This window comes from Salinispora goodfellowii (assembly GCF_059570675.1).
The window spans coordinates 130955-156044 of the sequence record NZ_JCANTD010000003.1; the positions used below are offsets into that span (position 1 = coordinate 130955).

20 protein-coding genes and 3 pseudogenes are annotated in these 25090 nt (G+C 69.1%); 9 read left to right on the forward strand and 14 right to left on the reverse strand.

Annotated features, from left to right (window positions below):
* Positions 1 to 336 precede the first annotated feature (336 nt).
* Positions 337 to 1602, forward strand: coding sequence for a DUF1214 domain-containing protein (locus tag T398_RS05380; protein ID WP_496445452.1), 1266 nt, complete (start codon positions 337 to 339; stop codon positions 1600 to 1602).
* Positions 1603 to 1784: 182 nt separating this feature from the next.
* Here T398_RS05380 and T398_RS05385 read toward each other — a convergent pair whose 3' ends face one another.
* From T398_RS05385 to T398_RS05405, 5 genes and pseudogenes are all read right to left on the reverse strand, one after another.
* Positions 1785 to 2453, reverse strand: a complete 669-nt coding sequence (locus T398_RS05385; protein WP_482643033.1) for an endonuclease V — start codon at positions 2451 to 2453, stop codon at positions 1785 to 1787.
* A pseudogene (locus tag T398_RS05390) lies at positions 2440 to 2793 on the reverse strand (hypothetical protein); the annotation flags it as partial. The pseudogene T398_RS05390 and the gene T398_RS05385, both read right to left, overlap by 14 nt.
* A 334-nt stretch (positions 2794 to 3127) precedes the next feature.
* Complete coding sequence (locus T398_RS05395; protein WP_496445167.1) at positions 3128 to 4324, reverse strand: helix-turn-helix domain-containing protein; 1197 nt, start codon at positions 4322 to 4324, stop codon at positions 3128 to 3130.
* 173 nt (positions 4325 to 4497) lie between these two features.
* Positions 4498 to 5391: a GNAT family N-acetyltransferase gene (locus tag T398_RS05400; protein ID WP_496445169.1), complete on the reverse strand. Its 894-nt coding sequence runs from the start codon at positions 5389 to 5391 to the stop codon at positions 4498 to 4500.
* Positions 5392 to 5500: 109 nt separating this feature from the next.
* The gene (locus tag T398_RS05405) at positions 5501 to 7837 is read right to left on the reverse strand and encodes an acylase (protein WP_496445171.1); all 2337 of its coding nucleotides are present in this window, start codon (positions 7835 to 7837) and stop codon (positions 5501 to 5503) included.
* A gap of 99 nt (positions 7838 to 7936) precedes the next feature.
* On the opposite strand from T398_RS05405, the pseudogene T398_RS05410 reads away from it, so the two are divergent.
* Positions 7937 to 8464 (forward strand): annotated as a pseudogene (locus T398_RS05410) (GNAT family N-acetyltransferase); the annotation flags it as partial.
* Positions 8465 to 8556: 92 nt separating this feature from the next.
* On the opposite strand, the gene T398_RS05415 reads toward T398_RS05410, so the two are convergent.
* Positions 8557 to 9762 carry a DUF418 domain-containing protein gene (locus tag T398_RS05415; protein WP_496445453.1) on the reverse strand — a complete coding sequence of 402 codons (1206 nt, stop codon included), beginning with the start codon at positions 9760 to 9762 and terminating at the stop codon, positions 8557 to 8559.
* Between the two features lie 391 nt (positions 9763 to 10153).
* Positions 10154 to 10357: a hypothetical protein gene (locus tag T398_RS05420; protein WP_496445173.1), complete on the reverse strand. Its 204-nt coding sequence runs from the start codon at positions 10355 to 10357 to the stop codon at positions 10154 to 10156.
* A 32-nt stretch (positions 10358 to 10389) separates the two neighbouring features.
* On the opposite strand from T398_RS05420, the pseudogene T398_RS05425 reads away from it, so the two are divergent.
* Positions 10390 to 10467 (forward strand): annotated as a pseudogene (locus T398_RS05425) (HD domain-containing protein); the annotation flags it as partial.
* Positions 10468 to 10494: 27 nt separating this feature from the next.
* Here T398_RS05425 and T398_RS05430 read toward each other — a convergent pair.
* Positions 10495 to 10791, reverse strand: a complete 297-nt coding sequence (locus tag T398_RS05430) for a hypothetical protein (RefSeq protein WP_496445175.1) — start codon at positions 10789 to 10791, stop codon at positions 10495 to 10497.
* Complete coding sequence (locus T398_RS05435; RefSeq protein WP_496445177.1) at positions 10788 to 11201, reverse strand: hypothetical protein; 414 nt, start codon at positions 11199 to 11201, stop codon at positions 10788 to 10790. The genes T398_RS05430 and T398_RS05435 overlap by 4 nt, the downstream gene beginning before the upstream one ends.
* A gap of 170 nt (positions 11202 to 11371) precedes the next feature.
* Here T398_RS05435 and T398_RS05440 point away from each other — a divergent pair, with 170 nt between their 5' ends.
* Both T398_RS05440 and T398_RS05445 read left to right on the forward strand, forming a co-directional pair.
* Positions 11372 to 12499, forward strand: coding sequence for a helix-turn-helix domain-containing protein (locus T398_RS05440; protein WP_496445179.1), 1128 nt, complete (start codon positions 11372 to 11374; stop codon positions 12497 to 12499).
* Positions 12496 to 13104: an HD domain-containing protein gene (locus T398_RS05445; RefSeq protein WP_496445181.1), complete on the forward strand. Its 609-nt coding sequence runs from the start codon at positions 12496 to 12498 to the stop codon at positions 13102 to 13104. The genes T398_RS05440 and T398_RS05445 overlap by 4 nt, the downstream gene beginning before the upstream one ends.
* 52 nt (positions 13105 to 13156) lie before the next feature.
* Here the strand turns inward: T398_RS05445 and ychF are convergent, their stop codons facing one another.
* The 3 genes from ychF to T398_RS05460 all read right to left on the reverse strand — a co-directional run bounded on the left by ychF (position 13157) and on the right by T398_RS05460 (position 15571).
* Entirely contained in the window at positions 13157 to 14242 is a 1086-nt protein-coding gene (gene ychF / locus T398_RS05450; protein ID WP_018216931.1) for a redox-regulated ATPase YchF, read from the reverse strand.
* Positions 14243 to 14307: 65 nt separating this feature from the next.
* On the reverse strand, positions 14308 to 15039 hold the full coding sequence (locus tag T398_RS05455; RefSeq protein WP_496445183.1) for a Type 1 glutamine amidotransferase-like domain-containing protein: 732 nt from the start codon (positions 15037 to 15039) through the stop codon (positions 14308 to 14310).
* Positions 15040 to 15091: 52 nt separating this feature from the next.
* On the reverse strand, positions 15092 to 15571 hold the full coding sequence (locus T398_RS05460) for a hypothetical protein (protein ID WP_496445185.1): 480 nt from the start codon (positions 15569 to 15571) through the stop codon (positions 15092 to 15094).
* A 139-nt stretch (positions 15572 to 15710) separates the two neighbouring features.
* On the opposite strand from T398_RS05460, the gene T398_RS05465 reads away from it, so the two are divergent.
* From T398_RS05465 to T398_RS05480, 4 genes are read left to right on the forward strand one after another with little or no spacing between them, the layout of a single operon-like run.
* A complete protein-coding gene (locus T398_RS05465) occupies positions 15711 to 17153 on the forward strand; it encodes an AlkA N-terminal domain-containing protein (protein ID WP_496445187.1) in 1443 nt (480 codons plus the stop codon).
* On the forward strand, positions 17150 to 17662 hold the full coding sequence (locus T398_RS05470) for a methylated-DNA--[protein]-cysteine S-methyltransferase (protein ID WP_496445189.1): 513 nt from the start codon (positions 17150 to 17152) through the stop codon (positions 17660 to 17662). Before T398_RS05465 ends, T398_RS05470 begins: the two co-directional genes overlap by 4 nt.
* 36 nt (positions 17663 to 17698) lie before the next feature.
* Positions 17699 to 19516, forward strand: coding sequence for an ABC transporter ATP-binding protein (locus T398_RS05475; protein WP_496445191.1), 1818 nt, complete (start codon positions 17699 to 17701; stop codon positions 19514 to 19516).
* Entirely contained in the window at positions 19513 to 21417 is a 1905-nt protein-coding gene (locus T398_RS05480) for an ABC transporter ATP-binding protein (RefSeq protein WP_496445193.1), read from the forward strand. The genes T398_RS05475 and T398_RS05480 overlap by 4 nt, the downstream gene beginning before the upstream one ends.
* 18 nt (positions 21418 to 21435) lie before the next feature.
* Here T398_RS05480 and T398_RS05485 read toward each other — a convergent pair whose 3' ends face one another.
* Positions 21436 to 22176 (reverse strand): ABC transporter ATP-binding protein, encoded by a 741-nt coding sequence (locus T398_RS05485; RefSeq protein WP_033664555.1) that lies wholly within the window; start codon positions 22174 to 22176, stop codon positions 21436 to 21438.
* 3 nt (positions 22177 to 22179) lie between these two features.
* Positions 22180 to 24873, reverse strand: a complete 2694-nt coding sequence (locus tag T398_RS05490) for an ABC transporter permease (RefSeq protein ID WP_496445454.1) — start codon at positions 24871 to 24873, stop codon at positions 22180 to 22182.
* Positions 24874 to 25090 lie beyond the last annotated feature (217 nt).

Sequence of the window (25090 nt, forward strand, 5' to 3'; positions counted from 1 at the left end):
CCAGGGTTCGGCGCGCAAAGCCGGACAGACTCCACCTTCGGGCGACACGAACTGTTTCGCAGAATTAAGGCTCAGAGTTTGCGAGACTGTGAACGATCATCAGATTTGGTCTGAAGTAGTCGTCCACTCGGTTGCGAATCCGTGATGCGCGTCTGCGCACCAATCGAAGGAGGCTTCATGGCCCGCTTAATCCGATCCCTCGGTGCCTCCCTCTGCGCTGCGGTGATCTTACTTACCGTCCCCTCGCACACCACTGCGAGATCACCATCTTCTGGAGGGTCAGGAGAGAGGGCCGATAGTCAGACAACGGACGTTTACGACGTGACGCGCCGCTATGTGACGAAGTTCTATCCTCGCTGGTTCACACACCAGCAACAGTTCATCCTGGTCCCCAACCTACTTTTCGGACCAGACCGGATGTCCCCAGCATTCCGCTCCGTCGTAGCACCAAATGACGACACGCTTTACACCTCTGCGCTCGTCGGCGTGCGGAACGAGCCAGCAGTCTTGGAAATTCCGGACACCATGGCGACCTACGGCGTACTCATCCTAGACGTCTATGGGAACATCATCAAGACAGATATCTCGAAAACCTCTGGAGGGCGCTACGCCCTTACCGGACCCGGCTGGAGCGGAACCCTTCCTCCGGAACTAACCGAGATCCCGCTTCCGGTGACGAACCCGCTATTGATCATCCGGACCAACCGATACTCGCCCGACGGGGAGAACCAGGTCGCCCTGGCCGAAGAGTTCCGGCGGTCCCTCCGCATGGGCCCTCTGCTGGCATATGAGAGAGATGTACTGGCAGAGACCCTGATTGTCCCGGTAACCTTCTGGGTTCGCTCATTCAAGAGGGATGCGGACAGGCTGATCAGAGATAACCCGCTTCGCTTCCTGCGAGAACTTCAGCGGGGGGTCAGGGACATCCGAACGCCACCTCTCACCGGCGACAACAGGGCACTAGCGGAAGAGTTCGACCGGCTTTTCGCTACCGGGATGTTCGAGGACGAATTCGCGCGAGCGACCCAGGACGCGCAGGCCGACATCATTTCGAACTATCTTGACAACACCGATCAGAACAACTGGATCAACTTCCGGAACATCGGCTTCTGGGGAACCAACTACCTCGACCGATCCTCGATTACCCAATTCTGCCAGTACTGCAATGACATCGAGAGTTCGGCATACTACGACGTCTTCAAAGACAGCAATGATCAACAACTGAACGGCGCCTCCGGTGGATATGTCCTCACGTTCGAAAGAGACCAGATCCCCCAGGCCCGCGAGTTTTGGTCCGTTACCTCCTACATATCCGAAACAATCACCCTGCATCGCAACCCGGAGGACAAGTACGTCGTAGCAGGCTATACGCCCGGGCTCGAGACCAACGAGGACGGCTCGATCAGCATCTACGCAACACCAACTCCGCCACCAGGAGTGAGTATCGCCAACTGGCTACCCGTACCCGATGGGCCCTTCAGCATGATGCTCCGCGTCTACGGCCCGGAGGGAAGCGTGGCCGAGGGAACGTACGTCCCACCGGCGGTCCGTGAAATCAATCAATCTGGACGGAACGGAGGCGGTCCCCGCGGGAAGGGTTGAGCCTCCCTCGTAGCGGCCACGCACCGCTCACCTCCACGAAGGGCCGTGTTGGGGGCGGGAACCGAGAAAGCGCCCTCCGGGCCGGACTGACGGGACCCTGTCGAGTTCGCGGCAGTCCACCGGGGGGCGTTTCTGGGATTTCGGCAACGAAGACTCCGTCCTCGACCAGGCCAGCCGCCCGATCAGCCTCCGGACCGGCTCAACCCGCGCAGCGCTCGACGGGACACGAGGTCCGCCTGACGGGTTGCCTCAGGAATTCGATAACGCGGACACAAGCTCAGGGTTATGTCGCACGCCTGATCAAGACCAATTCGGTGGCCAACCGAAACGAAGACGGGCTTGACCCCATCCCGCGTACGTAGCGCACGCCCAAGCGTCTCCCCACCCTCCTCCAGCGGCGACCCGGCGCCACGGCGAAGGTCTGGGTACGCGAAATCGGCGGTGAAGGAGGTCTTGGCGACCCCGAACGTTGGCAGCCCAGTCAACACACCGAGATGGCAGGCCAGGCCGAAGCGCCTCGGATGCGCGATGCCGTAGCCGTCACAGACCAACACCTCCGGCTCATCCGCCAGCCCCTGGAGCGCCTCCAACAGAATCGGTGCCTCCCGAAACGCCAGCAGGCCAGGGACGTACGGAAACTTGACCTCCCCGACCACGGTCGCCACATCTGTCACCGCCAACGACTCCAGCTCGATCACCACAGCCGCCGCACATACCCGGTTTGTGGATTTCTCGTAGGACACATCGAGCCCCACCACCGACTCCGGGAAGGAGGTCAGTCGGGTCGACAGGTCAACCTGACGCCGAAGCTGTCGCTGAACTTGCTCAGCATCCTCTTCACTCCAGGGCACAGCTGAGGCTATCCAGGAACCGGGCGACGCTCGCGCGCGCCTGCCGACGGGTCGCCCACTCCACCTGCCAACACGGGTACAGCACCAACCGCGACCACCACGCCAGACAGCCGACACACATGCCGGCGTGCCCCCGAAGGTGCACCGTGAGGATCGTCCGCTCCAACTCGCCGCTCACCACTCCCCCTCCGGTGGCCAGTGGCCGCGATTAATCGGAATCTGATGTCGCGCACGGCACGGTAGTTCTCCGCCACATCGGCAGATCCACCGCCACCGTCGCCAGCACCAGACCGAACGATGCCGACGCGCCAGGGTCAGCGCGACCGCCAAGACGTACGCGTCATAAGGAACCCGCCGCTCCACAGACATCAAAACCTCTGCCTGCTGCCTGTTGCCGACTGCTGATGCGCGCCTCGCGCCTGGTCCAACAGCCGCTGTCGCGCGGCTTCCTGTTCCATTTCCTGGATGCGCTGGCCGACTCCTGAGCCAGCCGGTGCCGACACGAGGTATCGACTGACGATTCGACGCAGAAAGCCAGTTGCCACGGCCATAGGTCCGCCCCTCAATCCTGAAAGCGCGGAGGGACGTCTGCCCATGTATCTCGTTCCGCGCCGGGTGTGGTCAGGGTCCAGCGTCCCGCCGGGCACGTCATCGATCTAGTAGCTAAGTGTCCGCTAACCAGGTTTGCTGTCCGCTGGTAGTCGGCGTCCCGGGGCGTACTCCACACACAGGTCACGCAAGGTCGCGGCCTCCGGTGCCCCCGACTGTTCCACCTTTGTCAACAGTTCCGCAGCTCGCCACCAGTTCGACGGCACCACCCGCCCGGACGCCACAGCCTGCACCCCCAGAGCGACCGCCTCGTCGGGCTGACCGGCGGCGACCAGGGCAAGGCCAAGATCGAGACGAGCTGACGCGGACCGGCGAGGCCGCGCTCCCCCGATTCCGTGCGGGTCCAAATCAGCCAGCACCGCCCGCGCTACCTGCTCGGCACCGGGGTCCCCCGCCCACGCCAACGTCGTGGCCGTATAGGCGGCAGCCTTGGCCGGGTCGTAACGATAGTGGTGCTCGGCCCGCTCCGGAACGGGCAGATTCGCCGTCAACCGCTCCACCCGGTCCAACGCTCGACGGGTCGCACCGACCTCGCCCATCCGTGCCCACGCGCGCGCCTCCTGAGCGGTCGCCTGGATGCGAGCAGAGCTGCCCTTCGGGGCAACCCGCTGAGCTTGATTGGAAAGATCGAGCGCCCTCCGGTAGTCACCTTGAGTCAGCACGTCCCAGGCCCGGGTTTCCAGGCACCATGCCTGAATCTCACCGTGCTCGGCATGTTCGGCAAGGTCCCGCGCAGCTCGCAGGTGGGCAGCCGCAGCGACCCGCTGCCGAAGGTCAATGTGAACGGTCGCCCGCAGCACCGCCAACCAGGCACCAGCAACCAACAACCGCCGTTGTTGAGCAAGCGTGACCCGTCCATCCAGTAGCCGCCGCACAACGGCGAGGTGCCGCCGTACCAGCGGCAACAGGTCCACCGGAGCCAACGTCGGATAGGAACTGGCCAGGTCGTCAACGCCCTGCTCGATCCGGTCGAGCACCTCTCCACTCACATCACTGGCGGCGACTCTCGCCCGGAGTTCGCCGGCCTCCGCCGCATGGTCGATCGGCGCGTCAACCAGGCGAGCCAGCACGCCTCCCGCGCCGAGAATCCGGTCCAGGTGGCGCGCCGTGTCGAGTGTCGGAGCCTTGAATCCTGCCTCCAGCTCCTGCAGGTGGCTCTTACTCCGATGAGCGAGCTGCCCGAGGGATCGAAACGACAGCCCACGCCGCTCCCGGAACTCACGCAGTGCTACCCCGAAGCGCGGATCGACGGACGAGGCCATAACGCCACTCCAAGCTCAACAGGCCCGGCGCGAAGTCACCCAGCCGGCCATCACATTGACGGTACCGCCTACGTCATGAATCGGTACCCTCGACACGTCACCGGCCGCATCGATGCCACCCTCCACCCCGATGCTGTGCCCTACAGCTCCCCGCGGGCCGCACGCCGAGTAGGTCACCGAGGGCCGCGACGCAGATCAGTCACCTCGGCGGACGGAGTGAAGCCGGCCGAGGCGTAGGTGGCCATAGCACCGGCGTTGGAGCTCTGCACGCACACGCCCGCGCTGAAGGCACCCAGGTCGCGAAGGGTCGCGGCGGCGGCGAGCGTGACCGCGGCGCCGTAGCCACGGCCTTGGTAGCCATGGTGGACGCCGATCGGTTCCAGCAGTCCCGGCCGCCCGGGGCCGGCTGACCACACGGCCGCCACCGCCACGGCATCGTCGTTCTCGTCGAATAGGGCGAGGCTGCGTGCGTCACCGTAGAACGGGCCACCGGCCATCGTGAGCCAACGCCCGACCGTATGGCGTCGGTCGGCATCAGTGCGGACCGAGCCACGGAACGCGGACCAGTGGACGGCGACCCACACCTCGGCGCGATCGGGCTCGATCGTCTCGACGCGCAGACCGCGCTCCTCCACCGGATCCGAGAGGGTTCGATGGAACGTTGTCCACGGCTCGTCCCGTTCCCAACCCCGCTCCAGCAGCAGCTGGGTCAGGAGCTCCGCACCCCGGGCTTCAACGGTCCCGCCGCCGTCGCCGGCCAGGACACCACCTGCCGGGTCGTCCAGATCGGCGGTGAGCCGGCGGGCCAGTGCCGCATCCTCACGCCGGTGCGGAGCGACCGCCAGGCGCACCAGCCCCCGGCCGTCCAGCAGCCCGATCGCGAGAACCTCCCCGTCGCACGACCACATCCGAATCGCAGCGGCGGTAGCCTCGGCACCGTTTTGCGAGTGCCAGCCGAGATCGCCGGAGTGCAACTGCAGCGCTCCCTCGTCGAGCTGCCACCGTTTGAGCGCCTCGGCCGCTGATGACAGCTCGTCGACCTTCGGAGTGCTCAGAATGATGCTCATCAACGCATCGAATCCCACGGAGTGACCTGGCACCAGCGAATTTCGCCGGTAGCCGCGCGGCGGGGCCGGCGGCCGGGTGGGGCTGGCCCCACCGGCCGCCGGACCGCGGTCAGTCGCGCCGCTCCCCCACCCGGTACGTGACCAGGTTCGGGTCGGCTTGGAGCTGGCGCTGCGTGAATTTGATGGTGTCCCAACCCTTCTCCGAGTACAGCCGGGTCTGATCGGCGTACCAGGGGGAGTTCGGGTTGGTCGACTGCGAGTAGGTGAGGATCTGCCGGCCCGACGGCCCGTCCCTACCCAGCTCGACGGCCATCAGGAACGAGGTGCCGTGGAAGATCTTGGAATAGCCGACACCGGGCTCAAACCCACTCCAGATAAAGTTGAAGACGCCGGCATCGTGCTCTCCACCGTGGATCGGAATCTGTTCGGCGCCACGCGGCTCGGTCTGGATGTCACCGAGCCGGGCGTCGAGCGGGATGCCCTCCAGCTTCTGGACGGCGTCCGCGAGCGCGGTCCGCACCTCCGGGTCGTCGACGGCGAGCCGGCTCGGCGTGGTCAGCGGGGCGGTCGGGTCGAACGGGTCGGCGAAGCGCAGGCCATTGGCCAGGGCGAACTCAGTGAACAGGTGGGCGCCCCGGCTGTCCAGATCGACCCGCAGATCCCACCCGCGCAGGGCGGCGCAGGCCGCGGTCAGGTCGACGGTGGTGCCGTCGGAGGTGGTCGCCGTCGGCTCCGCCTCGCAGCTCCGGACCAGGTCGTCGCGGACCAGCTCACCGCCGTAGACCCGGTTGCCGAGGGTCACGTCCCACAGGTTGCTGGTGGTGAAGCCCCTCCCCGGAAGTCCATCGGTGCCGGTACGGCGCTGCTGCACCTGATGTACGCCGAGCCGGGTCCGCAGGCTGCGCTGGGTCTGCTCGTCGCCGACGATGCGCGGGTAGCCCTCCAGCGGATGCTCCGGATTGGCCAGCCAGTAGCTGTCGTTGGAGTTGGCCACGTAGTCACTGCGGACCAGGGTGGGCAGGTTGGCCGGGCCGAGGATGCCGGGTACTGCGGCGTCCGGATCCCGACCCAACTCGCACGAGGAGCGGGAACCGTCGAGGACCGCCTCGCCCTCGCTCTCGTACAAGTCCTGGAAGGGGGCCGGAATGCAGGCGGCGGCCAGGGAGTCGGTCACCCGGGGCACGACCGAGTGGTCGGCGTAGAGGGCCTGGCCGCGACGGTCAACGGCGACGACGTTGACCCAGGGCAGGAACTGCCGCTCGTCCAACACCGTCCGCAGCTCGCCCACCGACCCGGCCTGCCCCATGGCCAGCCAGCCGTCGAGTGCGCGGTTGTTGGTGGCGTTGGCGTCCGTGATCGCGTACGCCGTGGTGGTGGTCCAGTCGAGCGCACCGGGCACCACGACGACCGGGCCGAAGTGGGTGTCGTAGAGGGTCCGGCTGACCGGCCCGTCGGGAGTCTGGACGGTGACCGTACGGGCGGTCATCTTCCGGGGCTCGCCGTCGTAGCGGTAGCTGGTCGGGTCACCGGGCACCAGTTCCAGCCGGTGCCAGACATATCTCTTCGCGGTGGAGACGGTGTGGCTCCAGGCGACCTGGCCGTTGTGGCCGATCTGGATGATTGGGCCACCGACCCCGGCAGCGCCCTCAACGTCGTAGCGGCCGGGCACCTTGAGACGCATCCGGTAGAAGCGGTTCGCGCCGTCCCACGGAAAGTGCGGGTTGGCCAGCAGCATGCCGGCGCCGCTGGTGGTGGCGTCCCGCCCCAAGCCGTACGCGTTGCTGCCCAAATCGGTCGGCGTACCGTCCGAGCCGGCGACCGCTGCCGTCTGCGGAGCACTCGCCGACACGCTGTTCCCGCTGGCGGTGGGGGGCGCAGCGGCGACGATACCGCCGGCGAGCCGGCCAGAGCTGACCAGGACCACGTCGGCCCACTGCGCCCGCCACATGTCCAGTTCGCTGATCGGGCGTACCCACTCCTTCCCGGCACAGGCCGGGTCGGTGGTCGCCTTCCCATCCCGGAGGTACGCGTTGTAGCCGGCGGCGAAGCCACGAATCTGGTCGCGCACCTGGGTGGAGGGTGCCCGGACGCCGTCGTGGGGACCATCGAGTAGCTTCTCGGCGGACTGGTCGTCGATGGCCTTCTGGTGGAAGAGGTCGCTCTTGGCGTTGCCGGCGTCCGCGCCGAACCAGCGGGACCGTTCGGCGCGAACCGTCACCATCCGCTCGGCAATCAGGCAGATGTTGTCCTCGGCTTGCACGTAGCCGGCACCGAAGCCGAGGCTGCCGAAATCACGGGCGGTTATGTGCGGCACGCCGTACGACGCGCGCTGGATCAGGGCCGAGTAGCCATCGCCGTACGCGACAGCGGTGCTGCCGGTGACGGTGAGGCCGGCGGCGGCCAGTCCGACGACGGTGGCCGCGGCGGCGAGCCGGCGCCGGCTCATCGGTGGCCTCTATTCACGGTACGTCCTCCCTCGTGGTGCTGTGTCGATGCTCGACGGACGCTAGCGGTGGGGACCCGCATCGGACATCAGTAGCTGACCATGAACTTTGTCAGGGTTCACCCCGAAGGGCCGCTCGACGATGATGACCAGATGGACGACCTCAGCATCCGCGACCGGGTCCCCGCCGACCTGCGAAGCTGCATCTCGGTCCTCGCGGACGTGCACCGGCGGGACCGCTACCCGCTGCACTGGCCCACCGACCCATACCGGTGGTTGTCCCCCGCCAACACCCAACACGCCTGGGTCGCCGAGCGCGGAAACACCATCGTCGGCCACATCGCCATTCACCACCCCGTGGCCACAACCGACCCCGCCTCCACAACCGACCCCGACTCTGCGACCGGCCCTGGCTCCGCGACCGTGGCCGAGGTCAGCCGGCTGTTCGTCGCGCCGGCCGCCCGCCGCCACCACACCGCAACCAAGCTCCTGCACCACGCCCGCCAGTGGGCCACCGGGCACCAACTCGACCTCACGCTGGAGATCGTCGACGAACCCGGGTCGGCCGCCGCCATCGCCCTGTACGAGCGCACCGGCTGGCGGCACACCGACACCGCCACCGCTGCCGCCTGAATCAACCCCGCAGGCCGACCCGTACGGCTGCGCCGCTACACCCTCCGCGAAACACCGGACCGGGGCGTCGGGCCCGGGCGATCCGGCCCTCAACGAGGGCGCGGCCCCGCCGATCGGGCCGGCGGCCGGTAGGTGAGCCGGCGTAACAGCACCTCGGCCGGGCCACGGACGGAGAGCCGGTCCATCAACAGCGCGCTGAGGACGCCGACGACCCAGACACCGACCGCCACCGCAGAGTTCACCGCGATGCCGAAGTTGTCACCCAGACCAAGAAAGTCCGGATCGAAGAGGACGAGGAACAGCAGGGATTGGCTCAGATACAGAGTCAAGGAGCGTTGCCCGCTCACCGACAGTGCCTTTACCAGCGGGCCTGGAGGCTGCCGCACGGCAGCCGCGAGTAGCGCAAAAAGGGCCAGATAGCCTGCTGCGGCAGCATACCCGCCCGCCAGGTGAAGCGTTCCCGCGACCGCACTGATACCGAGTGCCGGGTCAGTCCATATTGATGCCGCCATCAGCGCCGAGGGCACCCCCGCAAGGATGCCGACCGCCAGTCCGGCAACCGCGACCAGGCCCAGTACCCGTTTCCGCTCCGGCCCCCAGGTCAAGACTGACCTACGCCCCGCGTAGACACCGAACAGCACCGCCGGCATCAGGCCGAACAGGCGAATCGCCCCCACGGCCCACTCACCTAACCTCGCCTGCAACGCCCCGAGGGCTTCACCGCCGAATATCGTCGGCGTCGCCGTGACCACCTCCGCCTGGCCAAGCGCCTCCGCGGGCAGCCCGCGGAGGGCACCGGACAGCAGGGCGAGCGCCGTCAGCGACAGGGCCACGGTCAGCAAACCACGGTCACTGAGCCGCACCACGAGCCCGGCGAAGAGGAGGGCACACAACCCGTAGAGCGCAACAATGTCCGCCGTGAACAACAGCATGCCGTGCACGAACCCGATGACCACCAGCCAGATGCCACGTCGACGCAACAGCCGAGTGGAACGCCCCGCTTCTACCGAATCCCGGTTCTGTAGAAGCTGCGTGAGACCATAGCCGAACAACGCGGCGAAAAGCGGAAAGGCCCGGCCGTCAACCAAGACCATCCGCACCAGGGTGAAAACGCTGTCGAGCACAGATTGCTCGACCGGGTACCCACGGAATCCCGGCAGGAAGCCGAAGGCGAAAACATCAACATTGGCCAGTGCGATCAACAGCAGCATGCCCCCGCGCGCCAGGTCGGGCCCCAGCAGGCGCGATCGGACCGGGGTCGCCCGGGCAGTTTCATCTTGACGTACGGCAACCACACCGTTCACCTCAGGTTCCTACTCGAACGAGGGAGATGTCGATGTCAGTCACGCTATCGGCCACCACTTCGGATGGCACTGAGGCCAACCACCGTACCGCCGGTAGGGATAGCCCATCCACGGTCACGACGACGCAACGCGCAGTTCACGAAGTTTTGCGGGTTCTTGTCGCCTGTGCGCCCGCCCCTCCGGACGCCTCCTCACAGAACGAGGCTGGTTCACCTACAGTCGCCCCATGGAGGGGATCTTCGCCGGCTTGGGCCTGATGCTGGTGGAGACCCAAGGGCTGACGGGCCACTCTCGAGTTGGGAAACGGGCCCTGGCCCCGAAGTAGGGCTACGGGTGCTCCGAGCTGCGCGGGCACCAGAGCCAGAACGGCCGCCGCGAGCCGTTACTCGCCCCCACCGCCCCCGCTGTCGCCGCCCCCGCTGGCACTGTCATCGCCACTCCGGCGACCGCTCCCGGCGACCCACCATCCGTCGGAGTAGGCGCTGCCCCCCAGCCCTTCCAATCGCTTGACCCGCACTTTGCGCACCACCACTATTCCGAGCACGGTAGCTACCAGAGCGGCCAACACGAAGAGAACCTCGAACATACGGCCAAGGTACGGCGGCGAACCGGGGCACCGCAATCGACGCCGACAAGCTGGAATGCCTCGTCCAGGCCGTCGAATACCGCCACCAGGGCAGCAACAACGTCCAACGCCCCGGTCGAATCCGGCCTGATCCGAGGTCAGCGAGCCCACTGGGGTGCATCTCGGTTCGGTTCGGCTGGCATGGTTGCTGTCCTTCGCTGCGGTAACTCCGGCGGGTGTCGGGTCCAGCCGAGAAAGCGGTGGTGCAACGCGCCGGCCGGTGTCCAGGGCATGTCTTCGGCGGCTTGGACAAGGTGGGAGCCAAGGTAGAGCGCCAGCGACACCGGAGCGCCGAAAAATTGCGCCCGCAACTCCTGCTTCCGTGTGGTGCAGGGCCAGGGCAGGCCACAGCCTCCGCAGCTCCAGACGGGCATGACCGGGCCGTGGGTGGTCACCGCACACCACCGAGAAACCGGGCGACGCTCGCGCGGGCCTGTCGGCTGGTCAGCCATTCCACCTGCCAACACGGGTACGGGACCAGGCGTGACCACCACGCGCGGCAGCCGATGCACAGGCCGTCCACCCCTGGCCGATGTGCGAGCAGGATCCGCTTCTCGGCGTCGTTGGTCACTGCTCTTCCTTGGCCGGCCAGTGCCGGCGGTTGATCGGGATGCGGTGGCGGTTCCGACAGGGCAGATCGGCCCCACAACGGCACAGCCACCTCCATTTGCGCCACGACCACGCCGGCCGATGTCGCCGTACCAGGGTCATCGCGACGGCGATCAGGTACTGGTCGTAGGACACTCGTCGCCTCGGTGACGTCCTGTCCCGCATTACTTGCTCCCTCCACCGGGCAGCACCCCATGTCCGGCTCCGAGCCACGGGACCAGATCTGGAACGTTCGGTAACTGCGACGCTACGATCACAACGAAGGCGGTGGGACTCACCCGAAGTACGAGTGAGCAGGCCACATGTCCGCCACAGCGTTAATTTCACGGCGGAAACGTTGACCACCGGTCAACGGAGGGATGACGCATGGCAGGTCGCGGACGATCAGCACCACAACGCGGCGAGGTGACCGGCTACCTTCTCAAACTGATCCGGGAGTCCATCCCGCTGACGCAGGAGCAACTCGCCGCCGACCTGGGCGTGGACCGCGTGACCGTGCAGAGCTGGGAGTCCGGACGACGGCCATTCGCGGCGGTGCCGCTCGGGCAGGCAATCGCCGTCCGGCGCAGACTCGGACGGCTCGGAGCGAACGTGACCCTGCTCACCGCTCTCGACGATGCCGCCGAGGCAGACTTCATCCTCACTGCGGTCCTCAACGAGCAGGTGGACCGCATCGACATCGCCGAACAGCCGCTCGGCTGGTCCGTCCTCACCCACCGACTGACCGACCTGATCCTCTGGGCTGTTCTCGGGCAGACACCGACCTTCGCCAGAGGACTAACCGTCACCCATGCCCGCCGAGGTCCGGTGGCATCGGGGCCAACGCTGCCCACCGACGAGCAACGCTTGTTCTTCGCGCGGCTGCACGTGCTCGCTGAACGCGCAGCCGCCGGTCGCGACCCGAACGTTCTGCTGCACCGGCAAGCTTGCTTCCTCGCGGGCATGGACCCCACCAAGACCACGGCCGCATGGCTCGCCCAGACCAGCACCCGCGCCCGCCGGGCGATCACGTTCCGCACCTGGTCACCGCTGTGGCCCGACGCCCGCTCCGTGGTCACGTCCCTGGCCAACCAGGGCGACCCGGAACCGTTGCGGGACTTCCTCGCCCACGCGCATCCGGACGATGCCTGCCAGCGAGCAGCCCTCAACTACTCGGCCTACTGGGTCGGGGAGATCCCGTACCGCCAGTGCGACGACTCCTTCATGCCGGCACCGCTCGCAGACTGGCACGGCTCGGTCCTCTTACGGCACCTGGTCCAGCGCCTCAACCCAACGCATCCCTCTATCGATCTCAACATCCACAACATCTGGGCGCTGCTCGCCGTGCGACGCGGCCTCACTCTCGACAACCCCGATCAGGGCCGCATGCTCCTCGAGCGCGGCACCCGCATCCTGGACAGCGACCGCACCTGTCCACAGTCCCGACAGGAACTAACCTCTATCGTCTACAGCCTGCGCGCAGACGGAATCAAAAGCACAGGGACGGACCGATGACCGATGACCACAACGCCGACGCCGACGGAGCCATGAGCTTCATCTTCGAAGCCGGCGTCCTCAAGCGCGCCGCCCGCACCGGCTGGTGGTTCGCCGGCGTCAAGCAGCCCGAGTCCATCGCCGACCACTCGTTCCGCACCGCGCTGATCGGTTTGATGCTCGCTGCCATGGAAGGCGCTGACCCGGCCCGGGTGTCGATGCTGTGCGTCCTGCACGACACCCAGGAAACCCGGATCACCGACATCCCCCACATCGCCAAGCGCTACCTCACCGCCGCACCCAACACCACCATCACCGCCGACCAGGTCGCCGCCGGCCCACCAGCCGTCGCTGACCTCATCACCGCCGCCGTCGCCGAGTACGAAGCGGGCGAGACACTCGAGGCCATCGTCGCCCGGGACGCCGACAAGCTGGAATGCCTCGTCCAAGCCGTCGAATACCGCCACCAGGGCATCAACAACGTCCAACGCTGGATCGACAGCTCACGCGCAGCACTCATGACCACAAGTGCCCACCGGCTCGCCGACGCCGCCCTCAACGGACAACCCCTCGCCTGGCTCACCCCTGCCCCACCACCGGAGCAGCCCTCAGACACCAGGCCCTGACCTACCAGCCGGGCTTCAGCCAGGTGAACGTCCTCGCACGGCAACGCTCAACTCAGACGTTGAAGCGGAACTCCACCACGTCGCCGTCCTGCATGATGTAGTCCTTGCCCTCGATGCGGACCTTGCCCACCGCCTTCGCGGCGCTCATCGACCCGGCCTCGAGCAGGTCGTCATAGGAGACGACCTCCGCCTTGATGAAGCCGCGCTGGAAGTCGGTGTGGATGACCCCGGCGGCCTCCGGTGCGCTCGCCCCGACCGGCACGGTCCAGGCCCGCGCCTCCTTGGGGCCGGCGGTCAGGTACGTCTGGAGCCCCAGCGTGCGGAAGCCGACCCGGACGAGCTGGTCCAGCCCGGGCTCGGCCTGCCCGATCGACTCCAGTAGCTCGCGGGCCTCCTCCTCAGGCAGGTCCACCAGCTCCGATTCGATCTTCGCGTCCATGAAGACGGCCTCGGCGGGGGCGACCAGGGCCCGCAGCTCGTCGAGGAACTCGGCGTTGGCCAGCTCGGCCTCGTCGACGTTGAAGACGTACAGGAAGGGCTTGGTGGTCAGCAGGTGCAGCTCGCGCAGGTGTTCCAGCGCGACACCGGCGGCAGCCGCGCCCGCGTACAGGGTGGTGCCGTTGTCGAGCACCTCCACGGCGGCCTTGGCGGCGGTCACCGCGGCGGCCCGGTCCTTGCGGAGCTTGGCCTCCTTCTCCAGCCGGGGAATCGCCCGCTCCAGCGTCTGCAGGTCGGCGAGGATCAGCTCCGTGTTGATCGTCTCGATGTCGTCCGCCGGGGCGATCTTGCCGTCGACGTGCACGACGTTCGGGTCGGAGAAGGCCCGGACGACCTGGCAGATCGCGGCGGCGTCCCGGATGTTGGCGAGGAACGCGTTGCCCCGCCCCTGGCCCTTCGAGGCGCCGCGGACCAGCCCGGCGATGTCGACGAACGACACCGGCGCGGGGATCACCTTCTGCGACTCGAAGATCTCGGCGAGCTTGCCCAGCCGCTCGTCCGGCAGGCCGACCACACCGACGTTGGGCTCGATGGTGGCGAAGGGGTAGTTCGCCGCGAGCACGTCATTCTTGGTCAGCGCGTTGAAGAGGGTGCTCTTGCCGACGTTGGGCAGGCCGACGATGCCGATGGTGAGACTCACGACGAGCCAGCTTACGCCGCCGCCAGTTGGCCATCGGCACCTGGCCAACGATTCCTGCCGCCGGCTCAGTCCAGCAGGCGTGGGCTGATGGGTGTCTCCCGGATGCCGCCGTCGGGGCCGCGACTGACCTCGTACGCCGACACACCCGGCCGGTCCGTGACCGCCTCGACCAGCCGCTCGCCCCGGTAGAGCAGACCGACGCCGTCGTCGGTGCAGTGGCTGGTGGGCAGGGTGCCGTCGCCGACCAGCCGGTGCATCAACGGGCGCCGCTGGTCTTCACTGTCGTAGTGCACCCCGTTGCCGTACGGCAGCCAGCCCAATCCGTCGGTGAAGCCCCGCAGGGTGGTCCCGAAGCTGTCGGTGGCGCCGCCGGTGTGCCAGCAGATCGAGCCGGCGGACACCCCGCCGAGCACGACCCCGGCCTCCCAGCACTCCCGCAGGATCTCGCCGAGGCCGTGCACCCGCCACACCGCCACCAGATTGGCCACGCTGCCGCCGCCAACCCAGATCACGTCCTGCGCCCGCAGGTGGGCCCACACGTCCTCGACGTTCGGCATCGGGAACAGCGCCAGGTGGGACATCCGGAACCGGCTTCCGGCGAACCCCTCGTACGCCCGGGTCAGCGCGGCCGGCTGGTCCCCCTGGGCCTGGTCGAGGAAGCAGATCCGCGGCTCCGCCGCGCGGGCCAGGTCGGCGGCCAGGTCGAAGACCGGGTTGATCCGCCGGGGCTGGCCGGTGCGTCCCGGCGCGAAGAGGCCCATGCTGGTGGCGAGGATGGTGGGTTCGGTGGCGGCCACGGTCGTCCTTTCCCTCGGGTGTGTCGCCCATCCTGCCCCGAGGGCGACCCGGTCAGTCCCGGGGGCGGGCCTGGCGGGGAATGACCGGCTCGATCCGCGGCGTTTCCGGGGGCAGTTCGGCGGCGGCGACGAGCGGCAGGGTGAAGCGCGCGTCGGCCGCCGGCCCGACCGCGTGCGACTCGCGGAGCATCCAGCGAACCTCGTCGGCGGTCCACCCCAGCCCCTGCCTGGCAGCGATCTCGCCGAGCAGCCGCAGCGCCGCGCGGGTGTCATCGTCGTAGAAACGCACGCACCAGTGGTGCACCCACATCCCGAGGGCACGGAGCCGGTCGTCGTCCAGTGAGCGGACGAGGCGGCCGCTGGCGGTCTCCTCGAACGCCCGCTCCGGGTTCCCGGCACGGTCCCGGTCCAGCGCTCCGACCGCCGCCGGTGCGACCGCCCGCATCCGGGTGAAGAAGCCCTGTGTGACCGCCGGGTCCAGCGGCGGGTGCCCGTCCCGTGTCGGCGCCTGCCCGCCCGCCCCGCTCGCCATCGCCGCACCCTTCTCCCATGATCTGGTGTGCGAGACGGTACCGACCAGGACCGACCGTTCCTGCCCCGGGCACCCCCGCGGTACGCCGACGTCCGTTTCCCGCCAGCCGACCGGCTCCGGACGGAGGCATCATCGGTGCGTGGACCTGGACTTTGAGCGGTGCTATCGGGCCGTTGACAGCCGTGACCAGCGGTTCGACGGCTGGTTTTACACCGGCGTGCTCTCCACTGGCATCTACTGTCGGCCATCCTGTCCGGCAATCACCCCGAAGCGAAAGAATGTACGATTCTTCCCGTCTGCTGCCGCGGCGCAGGGGGCCGGGCTGCGGGCCTGCCGCCGCTGCCGGCCGGATGCGACCCCCGGTTCACCGCAGTGGGACCTCCGGGCTGACCTGGTGAGTCGCGCCATGCGGCTGATCGCCGACGGCGTGGTCGACCGCGACGGGGTACCCGGTCTGGCGGCGCGGCTCGGCTACACCGAACGGCACCTGCACCGGCTGCTCCGCACCGAGTTGGGCGCCGGCCCGCTCGCGCTGGCCCGCGCGCAGCGCGCCCAGACCGCGCGGACCCTGATCGAGTCCACGGACCTCGGGCTGGCGGAGATCGCGTTCGCCGCCGGGTTCGGCAGCGTACGGCAGTTCAACGACACGCTCCGCGCGGTGTACGCGGTCCCGCCGTCCGAGCTGCGGGTCACCCGGGGAGGTCCAACGGCACCCGCGGGACCCGGCACCATCACGGTACGGCTGGCCTACCGCCCCCCACTGCACATCGGGGCGCTGCTGGACTTCCTCGCCCCGCGGACGCTGCCGGGGGTGGACGAGGTGCGCGCCGGCACCTACCACCGGGGCCTGCGACTGCCCCACGGCGCCGGTACGGCGGCGCTGACCCCGACGGAGCGGTACGTGGTGGCGACGCTGCGCCTGACCGACCTGCGGGACCTGGCGCCGGCGGTGGCCCGGTGCCGACGGCTACTCGACCTCGACGCCGATCCCACCGCGGTGGACGCCGCACTGGCCACCGATCCCGCCCTGGCCCCGATGGTCACGGCGGAACCCGGGGTCCGGGTCCCCGGCACGGTCGACGGTTTCGAGGTGGCCGTCCGCGCGGTCGTCGGCCAGCAGGTCTCGGTGGCCTCCGCCCGCACCACGCTCACCCGGCTCCTGCGCCAGCTCCCCACCCCGGTAGCCGGGGCGGAAGGCGGCGGGCTGTCCGGGTTCCCCGCCGCCGCGCAGGTGCTGGCCGCGCCGGATTCGGCCTTCCGGATGCCGGCCGCCCGCCGGGAGACGCTGCGTCGGCTCGCGGCGGCGGTGGCCGCCGGTGCGGTCGACCTGGAGCCGGGTGGGGATCGGCAGGAGACCCGGCAGCGGCTGCTGGCTCTCCCCGGGATCGGGGCGTGGACCGCGGACTACGTGGCGCTCCGCGCGCTCGGCGACCCGGATGTCCTCCTCCCCACCGATGTGGCCGTCCGCCGGGGCGCCGCCGCCCTCGGCCTCCCCACCAGCCCGGACACCCTGCACTCGTACGCCGACCGCTGGCGCCCCTGGCGCTCGTACGCGCTGAGCCGACTCTGGAGAGCAGCATGAACACGATCGACGCCGCCGTCGCCGACACCCCGGCCGGCCCACTCGGCATCCTCGCCGGACCGGACGGGGCGGTCCGAGCCGCCGGCTTCACCACCGACCTGCCCGCCCTACTCACCCTGGTCCACCCACGCCTGCGCGGCCCGTTGCGCCACCGACGCGACCTCGGCCCGGTCACCGCCGCCGTCACGGCGTACCTGGAGGGGGAGCTGACCGCGGTGGACGGGGTTCCGGTCGACCAGCACACCGACGGCGCGTTCCTGGCCCACGCCTGGGACGTGCTGCGGGACCTGAAGCCGGGCGATCCGGTCACCTACTCGGAGCTCGCCGGGCTGGCCGGTCGCCCAGCGGCGGTCCGCGCCGCCGCGGCGGCCTGCGCCCGGAACGCTGCCGCGCTCTTCGTCCCCTGTCACCGGGTGCTGCGCATCGACGGAACGCTCGGTGGCTACCGCTGGGGGCTAGATGTGAAGAAGTGGCTGCTGAATCATGAGCAGCAGTTGACAACAAGCTGACACCGGCGACGGTCCTAAAAGACGTAACGTCAGGAAGTGCCCGCGGAGGTTGACGGTTATCCGGGCCCCACCACGGGCCGACATCCGCTCGACAGCCTCTGGCGGCTGCGGCACTACCTACGCCCATACGCACCGGAGTTCGCCTGGCTCTTCCTCGCCGGCCTGGCCGCCGTGGCGGCGGGGATCGCCGTACCGCTGGTGGCCCAGCGGGTGGTGGACGGCCCGGTCGCCCGGCAGGATCCGGCCGGGCTGTTCCGCCTCGCCGGCCTGGCGCTGCTCTTCGGGCTCGCCGAAGCAGTACTGATCTTCATCCGCCGCTGGGTGCAGTCCTCATCCTCGCTGGGGATCGAGACGGCCATCCGGGCCGACATCTACGCCCACCTGCAACGGTTGCCGGCCAGCTTCCACGACCGGTGGCAGTCCGGTCAGCTCCTCTCCCGGATCACCACCGACCTTTCGGCGATCCGTCGGTTCCTCTCCTTCGGCCTGCTCTTCCTCACCCTGAATCTGGTCACGTACACCGTGGTGGTGGCGCTGCTGATCCGGCTGCACCCCGTGCTGGGCCTGGCCGTGGCGGTCAGCGCCATCCCGCTCTTCCTCCTCGCGCGGCGGTTCGCGCGGGCGTACCACGCCGCCTCCCGGCGGATGCAGGACCAGCAGGGCGACCTGGCCACGTTGGTCGAGGAGACCGCGCAGGGGCTGCGCACGGCGAAAGCGTACGGGCGCGGGCCGGAGCTGGCCGCCCGATTCGCCGTCAGCTCCCGCGCGCTACACGACACCGCGGTCGGCAAGGGACGGCTGCTCGCCGACACCTCCGCCCGGCTTGACCTGGTACCAAACCTGACCCTGGGCGTCGTCCTCGTCGCCGGCGCGGGCGCCGCCGCGGCCGGCACGCTCACCATCGGCGAGCTGGTGGCCTTCGTCAGCCTCCAGCTCCTGCTGATCTGGCCGGTACAGGGCCTGGGGTGGATCATCGCGGGCGGGCAGGAGGCCGCGACCGCTGCCGACCGAATCCAGGAGGTGTTGGACACCCCGCCCGCGATCCTGGACGCTCCCGACGCCGCCACCCCACCCCGCGCCCAGATCCTCGGTCGGTTGCGGTTCTCGGGTGTCTCGTTCCGGTACCCGGGTGCCCACGAACCCGTGCTGCGCGACGTTGACCTCACCCTCGAGCCGGGCGAGACGGTGGCGCTGGTCGGCGCGACCGGCTCTGGCAAGAGCACCCTGCTGTCGCTGGTGCCCCGGCTGCACGATGTGACCGGCGGCCACATCACCATCGACGGGTACGACGTTCGGCACCTGCGGTTGGCGACGCTACGCCGGCTGGTCGGGGTGGCCTTTGAGGAGCCGACGCTCTTCTCCATGTCGGTGTGGGAGAACGTGACCCTGGGCCGGCCCGACGCCGGTGACGAGGAGGTCCGCGCCGCGCTCGCGCTGGCGCAGGCCACCTTCGCCTACGACCTGCCGTGGGGGTTGGCGACCCGGGTCGGCGAGCAGGGCCTGTCCCTCTCCGGTGGGCAGCGGCAACGACTCGCGCTCGCCCGGACGGTACTCAGCCGCCCCGCCCTGCTCCTGCTCGACGACCCCCTCTCCGCCCTTGACGTGCACACCGAGGCGCTGGTCGAAACGGCGCTGCGCCGGGCCCTACCCGACACGACCACGCTGGTCGTGGTGCACCGACCGGCCACGATCGCGCTCGCCGACCGGGTCGCCCTGCTGGAAGCCGGCCGGATCACCGCGCTGGGCCGGCACGCCGACCTGCTCGCCACCGTGCCCGCGTACCGTGCCCTGCTCTCGGCCGAGCCAGGGCCACCGGCGGGCGATCCGGCCCCCAACGGTCTGGTGCGCTCGTGACCGACGGCGACGATCCGGGCGCTGACCCGCCGTCGGCCGTCCCCGGGCCGCGAGCGCGTCCGGCCCAGGAGAACTGGCGCGGCATCGCGGTCGACCCGGACGCCGACCGCAGCCGGGCCGAGGACACGGACCCGGCGGCGGTGGCCCGGCTGCGCGGCCGCAGCCGGGCTCTGCTGCGCAACCTGCTCCACCCGCACCGCCGTCAGCTCGCCGTCGCCGTCGCGCTGCTGCTCATCCAGAACATGGCGGGCATGGCCGGACCGTATCTGGTGATGCTCGGCATCGACCGGGCCATTCCGCCGCTGCGGGCCGGTGACACCGGGCCGTTGACGTATATCGCGGCCGCGTTCGTCGTCGCCACGGTCGCCGAGTACGCCGCCCGCCGCGGCTTCCTCGTCCGCTCCGCCCAGATCGGTCAGGCTGTGCTCCTCGACCTCCGACGGCGGGTGTACGGGCACTTCCTGCGCCTGTCGGTGACCTTTCACGAGCGGTACACCTCCGGGCGGGTGGTCTCTCGACTCACCAGCGACCTGGACTCCATCGGCGAGTTGGTCGGCGGTGGCATCGACAGCCTGGTCCTCGCCGCCCTGTCGATCCTGTCGGTGGCCGCGATCCTGCTCTGGCTGGACCTTCCGCTGGCCGCCGTGACGCTGCTGGCGTTCCCGTTCCTGTTCTGGCTGTCCCGCTGGTTCGCCCGCACCTCGGCCGTGGCGTATCGGTGGACCCGGGACACCGTTGCCCTGCTTATCGTGCACACCGTCGAGTCGCTGCGGGGGATCCGGGCGGTGCAGGCGTTCCGCCGCGAGCCGCGCAACCAACGGATCTTCACCCGGGTCAACGACGACTACCGGCGGGCCAGCCTGCACGCGTTTCAGCTGATCGCGACTTACTCGCCCGGGGTCAAGCTGATCGGCAACGTCACCATCGCGGCGGTGCTCTGCTACGGCGGGTGGCGCGTCCTCAACGGTCAGGCCGAGGTCGGGGTGCTCGCCGCCTTCCTGCTCTACCTGCGTCGGTTCTTTGAGCCGATGCAGGAGCTGAGCCAGTTCTACAACTCGCTGCAGTCGGCCACCGCGGCGCTGGAGAAGCTCGCCGGGGTGCTGGACGAGCGGCCGGAGGTGCCGGAGCCGGCCCGCCCGGTGCCGCTGCCGGCCGCCGAGGCCGGGCGCGGCGCGGTGACCTTCCACTCGGTCTCCTTCGGGTACTACCCGCAGTCCCCGATCCTGCGCGGGCTGGATCTGGACGTCCCGGCCGGACAGACCGTCGCGCTGATCGGGCCGACCGGCGCCGGCAAGTCGACCATCGCCAAGCTGCTCGCCCGTTTCCACGACCCGGACACGGGCAGCGTCTCGGTGGGTGGCGTGGACCTGCGGGACCTCGCCGACGCCGACCTACGACAGGCGCTCGTCCTGGTCACGCAGGAAACCCACCTCTTCGGCGGTACGGTCGCGGAGAACATCCGCTTCGGCCGGCCGACCGCAGACGACGCCGCGGTGGCGGCGGCGGCGAAGGCGATCGGCGCCGACGAGTTCATCACCGCGCTGCCCGACGGGTACGCCACCCAGGTTCACCGCCGCGGCAGCCGGCTCTCGGCCGGTCAGCGGCAGCTCGTCGCGTTCGCTCGGGTGTTCCTGGCCGACCCGGCGGTGCTGATCCTCGACGAGGCGACCTCGTCCCTCGACGTCCCGACCGAACGCGCGGTCCAGCGGGCCCTGGCCACCATTCTGCGGGACCGTACGGCGCTGGTGATCGCGCACCGACTCTCCACCGTCGAGATCGCCGACCGGGTGGTGGTGCTGGAGTCGGGGCGGATCGTCGAGGACGGTCCACCGGGGCAGTTGGTCCACAGCGACGGGCGGTACGCCGCACTGCACCGCCAGTGGCTGGACTCCCTGAGCTGAGCGAGAGAAGTAGGTCAGTCAGGCGACACCGGGCCCGACGGCGCTGACCACCTTGCCGTCCCGGACTTGAACGATCTGATCCGAGCGGTCCGCCAGCCCCTCGTCGTGCGTCGCGATCATGATTGTGGTCTTCGCCGTGGTGCGGAGGTTGAACAGCAGATCGATGATCTGGGCCCCGGTCTGCGAGTCGAGGTTTCCGGTCGGCTCGTCCGCCAGCAGTAGGCTCGGTCGCTGAATCAGCGCACGGGCGATCGCCACGCGCTGCTGCTGCCCCCCGGAAAGCTTCGACGGCAGCGCATCCTCGCGCCCGGCGAGCCCGACCTCAGCCAGGAGTTCGCGGGCACGTTCCTTCTTGTCGAAGGCGACCTTCAGCGGGAGCACCGGTGCCATGACGTTGTCCAGGGCGGTGAGGGTCGGCAGCAGGTGGAAACGTTGGAAGACGAAACCGATGGTGCGTCGGTAGACAGCCAGCTCCCGACCCCGCAGCGACGTCACCTCACGACCGTCCACCATGATCGTGCCGCTGTCGGCGCTGTCCAGCGCCCCGATGAGATGCAGGAGGGTGGACTTGCCCGAGCCAGACGGCCCCGTCACCGCCACGAGCTTCCCACGCTCAACGGCCAGGCTGATCCGATCGCACGCACTGATCGGATGCGCGGCACCGGTTTCGTACACCTTGGTCAGGTCGGTCACGCGCACCATCACGTCGTCGTCCGACGTCCCGGGGCTGGCCTCGGTTTCAGCTGACACTGTCGTCATCCCTCAATCGTCCTCGGCGAGCAGGCGAACGGTGTTCTGCCGGCGCTGGGCGGTAATCGGCGCGACGAGGGCGAGGGCGGCGACCGCCGCTCCGGCCACCGCGGTCACTCCCCCCAGGACCAGCAGCGCGTTCAGCGAGTCAGCGGACCCGCTGAGCCCCAGCGCTGCCGCCACGCCCACGCCGGCTCCGACCAGAGATCCGAGCAGGCCGATGGCGACCCCCTCCACCACGATGAGGGCGGCGATACTCGCCTCGGTCCACCCGGTGGCGCGTAGCGTCGCGAACTCCGCCGCCCGCTCGCGTACGTTGAGATAGAGCACATCCGCCACGCAGATCACCGCCAGGACCAACATCGCGATGACCGCCGCGTAGTCGGCCTCGCGCACCTGGACGGAGACCACGTCTCCGAGCAGGCTGCCGACCAGCCTCCCCTCGAACTGGGTGGTGATCGCCACGAGCAGCGTCAGGGCGCTGGTACCCAGCGCCAGTGCCGCCCCACCGAGCAGACTCCGGGAGCTGCGACGCCACAGGTTGGCCAGCCCCAGACCGACGACTCGGAACCGGAGGGAGGCCCGGCGCCCCGTCGCGACCGCGGGCCGGACGGCGGCCATGGGCACCACCCGGGAGGCGGACCAGGCCGGGATCAGGCCCGCACCGGCGGAGATCACAATCGCCGCGGGGATCGCCAACAGGCAGCGCTGCCAGCTCAACGTCAGCCCCAGGGCACCAGCCGTCGACCAGGCGACCCCGGCACCGACGAGGCCCGCGATCACCGCCAACAGCATCAGCTCGCCGAGCACCAGGGCGAACCGGGCCCGCCGAGACCAGCCCACACAGGCCAGGATTCCAAGCTCGGTGCGACGGGTCCGCACCGCGGCCGCCGAGGCGTTGCCGATGAAGAGGGCGCAGACGACCAGCACCAGCACGAACAACAGGAGACTCTTGCGGTCGACGGCCTCGGTGATGACGGCGGCGACGCCCTTCTTGGTCCACAGTTCGGTCAGGCTGAGTGCCGGACGGCCCAGCTCGCCTTCGGGCAGGCTGATGGCCTGGGGTGACCGCGACGCCCCCAGCATGATGTCCACCTCGAGCCCGGTCCGCTCGTTGATCTCCTCGGCGACCAGCCGGACCCGTTCCCGGGACGCGTCGTCGAAACCCGCCACCCCATCGACCCGCACTCGCACCGCGGAGATCGGCGCGCTGGCCGAGGCGTCCTTGCGGTAGTAGCCGTTGTTGAAGGCGGGCAGCGCGTCGAGCGTGGTGAGCAGCGTCGGCGGCTGTTGCAGGTAGCCGACGGGTGATGCGTTCGGCCGCAGGTCAGCGCCGTTGAGCAGGTCGCAGGAGCGCTGGTCGGCGCAGCTCAGTCGGGCTGGGGTGAACGCGGCGACCGACTCGGCGGCGAGCTCGGAGAACTCGTTCAGCGCCGCCCGGTCGAAGGCCCCGACCGACTGCAGCTGCACCCGATAGGTGGGATCGCAGTCAGGGTCGGGCTCATCGGGGCACGATTGGGTGTCCGGCAAATTTCCGTGGATCGACACCTCCCGGAACGGGGTGTCCGCTGTCTCGGGGGCAATCTGCACGACGGGGCGTTCTTCTCCCCACTGAGCTGGTGGAACCGTGGTGGGCTGCGGGACGAGGGTGTCACCAACCGGCTCCTGGTCAACCGGGCCGGGCCGCCAGTAGGTGTCCAGTGAGCGATGCCCCTGACCCCCGCTGAACTGTTGACTCACCCGCTGGTAGGCGTCCTCAGCCGTCACGCTGCCGGACCAGACCTGTTCGCCGGCCACCGTCTCCAGCGAGCGGGCGAAATCGCTGCCAACGCTTCCCACGCTTCGCTCGGCGGCCTCGGCGGGCAGGGCCTCGACGACCACCTCAAGTGTGGCGTCGGTCGTCGGCTCGGCACTGTGCAGGACCGGCACCACGCGAAGGGTTGGGTCGACCGACTCCTCAGCCCAGGTCTGGGGAAGGTAGCTCCCGGAGACCACGCTCCGGTCCAACCCGATCAGTTCCGCCTCAGCCGCCGGGTCCACCGCCGCGATGAGGTAGGGAGCGGGCCAGGGAATGGTTGCCGTTCCCGGGTCGGTGACGGCACCACTCCAAGACCGGCTCAGGGAGTAGCAATCCAGGACCGGATCCGAATCTCCGGTGGGCTCAGGCGGGGCGTCGGCAACCTCGCGACACACCGGCACCTGCTGACCGTTCGCGATCTCCTGGTACGGGTCGTGGGGGGTCTTCTCCAGGTCAATCTGGATCTCGTTCGGAGTGAAGTAGGAGTAGCGATTCGGCAACTCGATCCGGGTCAGCCCGCCGTCGACAAGCCGGGTCGACCTGATGCGAAACAACGACCGGCGATCACTTGGCACGGAGCTACCGAGCTCCACCGGAGCCCCACCACCTCGGCTGCCGAAGCCCACCATCGCGATCGGCGCCGCGACATCGACTCCCGACACGGACCGAATCTGCGTCACCTGGTCGAGCGTGATGCCGCCGAAGTGATCAGAGAGGAAGTTGGGCCGCACCAGACCCTTGGCACCTTCCAGCTCGTGGCGGGACTGCGGAGGGCGCACCAGGACGTCATAGGCCGACCGAGAATTCGCCCCTACCGTACCGACGACCTCCAGCCGCGATGCCTCCGAGGCCGCGGTAAGGACAGTGAAGCTGGAGACGGCCACCGCGATTCCGGCCAACAGGGCCAACGCCCGGCCAGGGCGCCGCTTGAGCTGCGACTCGATCAAAGCCCACACCGATGCGCCCCCGCCTCGATAGCCCCCGCCGCACCGAGGTGCGCGCTTGCCGCCAACCGCTGGCCAGCAGTATCGGAGACTAGCTATGGGCTGGCTGACCGATCAAGGCCTGCTCCACCCATTTGACCGGATCCGGTCACCGGCCAGACCTGTTGACAGGCAGGGTAAG

Coding starts and splice junctions, on each gene's coding strand:
- T398_RS05420 (WP_496445173.1), bottom strand. CDS start 10,357: ATGTTCGAGGTTCTCTTCGTGTTGGCCGCTCTGGTAGCTACCGTGCTC.
- T398_RS05405 (WP_496445171.1), bottom strand. CDS start 7,837: ATGAGCCGGCGCCGGCTCGCCGCCGCGGCCACCGTCGTCGGACTGGCC.
- T398_RS05435 (WP_496445177.1), bottom strand. CDS start 11,201: ATGGGGTGCTGCCCGGTGGAGGGAGCAAGTAATGCGGGACAGGACGTC.
- T398_RS05460 (WP_496445185.1), bottom strand. CDS start 15,571: ATGGCGAGCGGGGCGGGCGGGCAGGCGCCGACACGGGACGGGCACCCG.
- T398_RS05440 (WP_496445179.1), top strand. CDS start 11,372: ATGGCAGGTCGCGGACGATCAGCACCACAACGCGGCGAGGTGACCGGC.
- T398_RS05470 (WP_496445189.1), top strand. CDS start 17,150: ATGAACACGATCGACGCCGCCGTCGCCGACACCCCGGCCGGCCCACTC.
- T398_RS05395 (WP_496445167.1), bottom strand. CDS start 4,324: ATGGCCTCGTCCGTCGATCCGCGCTTCGGGGTAGCACTGCGTGAGTTC.
- T398_RS05445 (WP_496445181.1), top strand. CDS start 12,496: ATGACCGATGACCACAACGCCGACGCCGACGGAGCCATGAGCTTCATC.
- T398_RS05400 (WP_496445169.1), bottom strand. CDS start 5,391: ATGAGCATCATTCTGAGCACTCCGAAGGTCGACGAGCTGTCATCAGCG.
- T398_RS05485 (WP_033664555.1), bottom strand. CDS start 22,176: ATGACGACAGTGTCAGCTGAAACCGAGGCCAGCCCCGGGACGTCGGAC.